Origin of the sequence: Micromonospora sp. NPDC047753, assembly GCF_040642735.1 — a bacterium.
GTDB lineage: Bacteria > Actinomycetota > Actinomycetes > Mycobacteriales > Micromonosporaceae > Micromonospora.
On sequence record NZ_JBEYSL010000413.1, the window covers coordinates 1 to 6,071 of the forward strand.

Annotated in this window: 3 protein-coding genes; all 3 read left to right on the forward strand. The window is 72.2% G+C overall.

Annotated features, from left to right (window positions below):
• Positions 1-1,431: ABC transporter ATP-binding protein (locus tag ABZ749_RS27035; RefSeq protein ID WP_357232757.1), on the forward strand; the 1,431-nt coding region annotated here is incomplete at its 5' end.
• Positions 1,428-3,308 (forward strand): ABC transporter ATP-binding protein, encoded by a 1,881-nt coding sequence (locus ABZ749_RS27040; protein ID WP_357232759.1) that lies wholly within the window; start codon positions 1,428-1,430, stop codon positions 3,306-3,308. The genes ABZ749_RS27035 and ABZ749_RS27040, both read left to right, overlap by 4 nt.
• A 91-nt stretch (positions 3,309-3,399) precedes the next feature.
• Entirely contained in the window at positions 3,400-5,964 is a 2,565-nt protein-coding gene (gene valS / locus ABZ749_RS27045; protein ID WP_357232761.1) for a valine--tRNA ligase, read from the forward strand.
• The last annotated feature ends 107 nt before the right edge of the window (positions 5,965-6,071 follow it).

Consider the following 6,071-nt stretch of genomic DNA (forward strand, 5'->3'; position numbering starts at 1 on the left):
CTCGGCGGCCGCTGCGTGGTCAACTCGGTGAACTTCGAGGACGGCGACGGCCCCGAGTCCCGGTTGGTCGTGGTGGTGCTGCTGATCAACCTGCACGCGGCGCTCGGGGTGCTGGTCGCGGCCAGCGCGGTGCCGCTGCTGCTGATCAGTCGCCGGTTCGGCCGGCACTACCACGCCGCGTCCCGCCGGATGCAGGATCAGCAGGGCGACGTGGCGACGCTGGTCGAGGAGACCGCGCAGGGCCTGCGCACCATGAAGGCGTACGGGCGGGGGCCCGAGCTGGCCGCTCGCTTCGCCGGTGCGGCCCGGCGGCTGCACAACACGGGCGTCGACAAGGGGCGGCTGCTGGCGAACACCTCGGCGCTGCTCGACCTGGTGCCCAACGTGAGCCTGGGCGTGGTGCTGGCGGCCGGGGCGGCCGCCGCCGCGCAGGGCGCGCTCACCATCGGCGAGCTGGTCGCGTTCGTCAGCCTCCAACTGATGCTCATCTGGCCGGTGCAGTCACTGGGTTGGATCATCGCCAACGGTCAGGAGGCGGCCACCGCCGCCGACCGCATCCAGGAGGTGCTGGACACCCCACCGGAGATAGTGGATTCCGCCGGCGCTGTCGCGCTGCCGCGCAGCGCGGTGCACGGTCGGTTGCGCTTCGAGCGGGTCGCGTTCAGCTATCCGGGTGCCACCAGCGGGGTGCTCCGCGAGATCGACCTGACCATCGAGCCGGGCGAGACGCTGGCACTGGTCGGCGCCACCGGCTCCGGCAAGAGCACGCTGCTCTCCCTGGTGCCCCGGCTGCACGACGTGACCACCGGCCGGATCACCCTGGACGGGCACGACCTGCGCGAGCTGCGGCTGGCCTCGCTGCGTCGGCTGGTCGGGGTGGCGTTCGAGGAGCCGACGCTCTTCTCCATGTCGGTGCGGGAGAACCTCACACTGGGTCGCCCGGACGCCGACGACGACGAGATCCGTGCGGCCCTCGCGCTGGCCCAGGCCGACTTCGCGTACGACCTGCCCTGGGGGTTGGCGACCCGGGTGGGCGAGCAGGGGTTGTCCCTCTCCGGCGGGCAACGGCAACGGCTCGCGTTGGCACGGGCCGTGCTCGGACGACCGGCGGTGCTGGTGCTGGACGATCCGCTCTCCGCTCTCGACGTGCACACCGAGGCCCTGGTCGAAGCGGCACTACGGCGGGTCCTGCGCGACAGCACCGCGCTGCTGGTGGTGCACCGGCCGTCGACGATCGCGCTGGCCGACCGGGTCGCCCTGCTGGAGGACGGACGGATCACGGCGACCGGCCGGCACTCCGACCTGCTGGCCACCGTCCCGGCGTACCGGGCGCTGCTCGCCGCCGAGCCGCCCGCCGGGCAGCCACCTCCGGCCGGGGCCAGCGGCCCGAGTTCGTCGCCTTCGGACGGGTGGGGGCTGGTGCGCTCGTGAGGGTGCCGGAGCAGGCCGACCCGCCTCCCGAGGAGGAGCCCGAGCTCAACCGCTGGCGCGGCACCGCCACCGACCCGGAGGCCGACCGCAGTCGAGCTGAGGACACCAGCCCCGAGGCGGTCGCCCGGCTACGCCGGCTCAGCCGAACCCTGCTGGGCGACCTGCTCCGCCCGCATCGGCGGCGTCTCGCCGCGGCGGTCGCCCTGCTGCTGGCCCAGAACGCCGCCGCGATGGCCGGCCCGTACCTGGTCATGATCGGCATCGACCGGGCCATCCCGCCGTTGCGCGCCGACGACGCCGGCCCGCTGGTCACCGTCGCCGGGGCGTTCGCGGTGGCCGCGGTGACCGAGTACGCGGCCCGCCGCGGTTTCCTCACCCTCTCCGCCCGGATCGGCCAGGCCGTCCTGCTCGACCTGCGGCAGCGGGTGTTCGGGCACTTCCTGCGGCTGTCGGTGGGCTTCCACGAGCGGTACACGTCCGGCCGGATGGTCTCCCGGCTCACCAGTGACCTGGACTCCATCGCCGAGCTGGTCGACGGTGGGATCGACAGCCTGGTGCTGGCCGGGCTCTCCATCCTGTCGGTGGCCGCCATCCTGCTCTGGCTGGACCTGCCGCTGGCGGCCGTGACGCTGCTCGCCTTCCCTTTCCTGTTCTGGCTCTCCCGCTGGTTCGCCCAGTCGTCGGCCAGCGCGTACCGACGGACCCGGGACGCGGTCGCGCTGGTCATCGTGCACTTCGTCGAGTCGATGCGGGGCATCCGGGCGGTGCAGGCGTTCCGCCGGGAGCCTCGCAACCAACAGATTTTCGTGGCGCTCGGCGACGACTACCGGCGGAGCAGCCTGCACGCGTTCCGGCTGATCGCCACGTACTCGCCCGCGATCAAGCTGATCGGCAACGTCACAGTGGCGGCGGTGCTCTGCTACGGCGGTTGGCGGGTGCTCGGCGGGCAGACCGAGATCGGTGTGCTCGCCGCGTTCCTGCTCTACCTACGCCGCTTCTTCGAGCCGATGCAGGAGCTGAGCCAGTTCTACAACTCGTTGCAGTCGGCGACGGCCGCACTCGAGAAGCTGGCCGGGGTGCTCGACGAACGACCGGCCGTCGCCGAACCGGTCCGGCCGACACCGCTGCCGACCGGTCCCGGCCGCGGCGAGTTGATCTTCTGCTCGGTCGGCTTCGGCTACCGGGCCGACACCCCGATTCTCTGCCGGCTGGAGCTGACAGTGCCGGCCGGGCAGACCGTGGCGCTGATCGGCCCCACCGGGGCGGGCAAGTCGACGATCGCCAAGCTGGTCGCCCGGTTCCACGACCCCGACACCGGCACGGTCCGGCTGGACGGGGTCGACCTGCGTGACGTACGCGACGCCGACCTGCGCCGCGCGGTGGTGCTGGTGACGCAGGAGAACCACCTGTTCAGCGGGACCGTCGCGGAGAACATCAGGTTCGGTCGCCCGGGGGCCGACGACGCCGCCGTCCAGGCCGCCGCGCGGGCGATCGGCGCGCACGACTTCATCGCCGCACTACCCGAGGGGTACGCCACTCAGGTGCACCGGCGCGGCGGCCGGCTCTCCGCCGGCCAGCGGCAGCTGGTCGCGTTCGCCCGAGCGTTCCTGGCCGACCCGACAGTGCTGATCCTGGACGAGGCGACGTCGTCGCTGGACGTGCCGACGGAACGTCTGGTGCAGCGGGCACTCGGCACCATCCTGCGCGACCGCACCGCACTGGTGATCGCACACCGGTTGTCCACCGTGGAGACCGCTGACCGGGTACTCGTCCTCGACGGCGGAAGGGTCGTCGAGGACGGCCCGCCGGCCGTGCTCGCCGAGGCCGACGGCCGGTACGCCGCCCTGCACCGCCAGTGGCGTGACTCGCTGATCTGACCGGGCCGCCCCACCGCGGCCACGACCGCCGGCCGGTGTGTTCGGTCGCAACTCCGTCGCCCCGCAGCCGGTAGGTGCCTACGATCGCAGGATGACCGATACGGCGAGGACGGCCCGCGCCGGCGTTCCCGAGCGTCCGACCCTGGACGGGCTCGAGGAGAGCTGGGCACGCCGCTGGCAGGAGGAAGGCACGTACGCGTTCGACCGCTCGAAGCAGCGGAGCGACGTGTTCTCGATCGACACCCCACCGCCGACCGTATCGGGCGAGTTGCACATGGGGCACGTCTTCTCGTACACGCACACCGACACCACCGCGCGGTACCAGCGGATGCGCGGCAAGGCCGTCTTCTACCCGATGGGCTGGGACGACAACGGCCTGCCCACCGAGCGTCGGGCGCAGAACGTGTACGGGGTGCGCTGTGATCCGGCGCTGCCGTACGACCCGGTGTGGCGGCCACCGGCGGCTCCGGTCGACGACGCGGCCCGCCGCGACCCCACCCCGATCTCCCGGCGCAACTTCATCGAGCTGTGCGAACGGTTGACGGTCACCGACGAGCAGGCCTTCGAGGCGCTGTGGCGACGGCTCGGGCTGTCGGTGGACTGGTCGCTGACGTACACGACCATCGGCCGGATCGCCCGGACCACCAGCCAACGGGCGTTCGTCCGCAACCTGCGCCGCGGCGAGGCGTACCAGTCGGAGGCGCCGACCCTGTGGGATGTCGGCTTCGCCACCGCTGTCGCCCAGGCGGAGTTGGAGGACCGGGAGCGCCCCGGCGCCTACCACCGGCTGCGGTTCACCGCGGCCGACGGGCGGGAGGTGCTCATCGACACCACCCGGCCGGAGCTGCTACCGGCCTGCGTGGCGCTGGTCTGCCACCCCGACGACGAGCGGTACGCCGACCTGGTGGGCACCACCGTGCGCAGTCCGCTGTTCGACGTCGACGTGCCGGTGTACGCCCATCCCCTCGCCGAACCCGGCAAGGGCACCGGTGTCGCGATGGTCTGCACGTTCGGTGACCTGACCGACGTGACCTGGTGGCGTGAGCTGGGGCTGGACACCCGGGTGGTGATCGGCCGGGACGGTCGGTTGCTCCCCGAGCCGCCGCACGGGGTGCCAGCCCAGCCGTTCGCGGCGCTGGCCGGGCAGACCGTCAACGCCGCCCGCCGGGAGATCGTCGGGATGCTGGCCGACGCCGGTGACCTGATCGGCGAGCCGCGTCCGATCACTCACCCGGTCAAGTTCTACGAACGCGGCGACCGACCACTGGAGATCGTGTCGACTCGACAGTGGTATCTGCGCAACGGCGGCCGGGACGAGGCGCTGCGAGCCACGCTGCTGGGCAGGGGCGAGCAGCTGCACTGGGTGCCGGCGCACATGAAACACCGCTACGACAACTGGGTGGGCGGCCTCAACGGGGACTGGCTGGTCAGCCGTCAACGCTTCTTCGGCGTGCCGGTGCCGGTGTGGTACCGGCTCGACGACACTGGCGAGCCGGACTGGTCCCACCCTCTCACGCCGGACGAGTCGGCGCTGCCGGTCGATCCATTCAGCGATCCGGCACCCGGTTACGACGAGTCGCAACGCGGCCGACCGGGCGGCTTCATCGGCGACCCGGACGTCCTGGACACCTGGGCCACGTCCTCGGTGACCCCGCAGATCATCGGTGGCTGGGAGACCGACCCGGACCTGTTCGCCCGGGTCTTCCCGATGGACCTCCGCCCGCAGGGGCAGGAGATCATCCGGACCTGGCTCTTCGACACAGTGGTCCGCTCACACTTCGAGCACGGGGTGTTGCCCTGGCGGGACACCGTGCTCTCGGGCTGGATCCTCGACCCGGACCACAAGAAGATGGCCAAGTCCAAGGGCAACGTGGTCACCCCGCTGGCGCTGCTGGAGCAGCACGGCTCCGACGCGGTGCGCTACTGGGCGGCCAGCGGCAAGCCCGGCATGGACCTGGCCTTCGACCCGGCGCAGATCAAGGTCGGCCGGCGACTGGCCACCAAACTGCTCAACGCGTCCAAGTTCGCGCTCGGGCTGGGCGCCGCCGACGCGTTGCGCGCCCCGACGACCGCACCACTGGACCGGGCCATGCTCGCCGAACTGGCCACCGTCGTCACCGCCGCCGGCACCGCCTTCGACTCGTACGACCACACGGCGGCCCTGCAGGTCACCGAGGCGTTCTTCTGGCGGTTCTGCGACGACTACATCGAGCTGGTCAAGGAGCGGGCCTACGGCACCGGCCCGGCGGCGGACTCCGCACGGGCGGCGCTGGCCTCGGCGCTGTCGGTGCAGCTGCGGTTGTTCGCCCCGGTGCTGCCGTACGTGACCGAGGAGGTCTGGTCGTGGTGGCGGTACGGCTCGGTGCACCAGGCGCCGTGGCCCACCACCTACGAGGTGGCCCGGACGATCGAGGGCTCGGGTGACCCGGCGCTGCTGCGGCTCGCCGGTGACGCGTTGAGCCAGGTGCGACGGGCCAAATCCGAGCGGAAGCTGTCGATGAAGGCGGAGGTGCCGTTGGCGGAGGCGCTCGGCCCGGCGGCGCTGCTGGAGCAGCTCACGCTGGTCGCCGACGACCTACGGGCGGCGGGCCGGATCGGCAAACTCGACCTGCTCCCGGACCGTACCCCGGAGTTGGTCATCGCCTGCGCCTTCTGACCCGCCGGTCCGCCGCTGCCGAACTGCTCAACTTGTTCGGGTCGCTTGTGCGTCTGAGCGCGGCGCCCGGTCTCGGCACGCACATCCCGACCCAGCCGGGCCGTGCT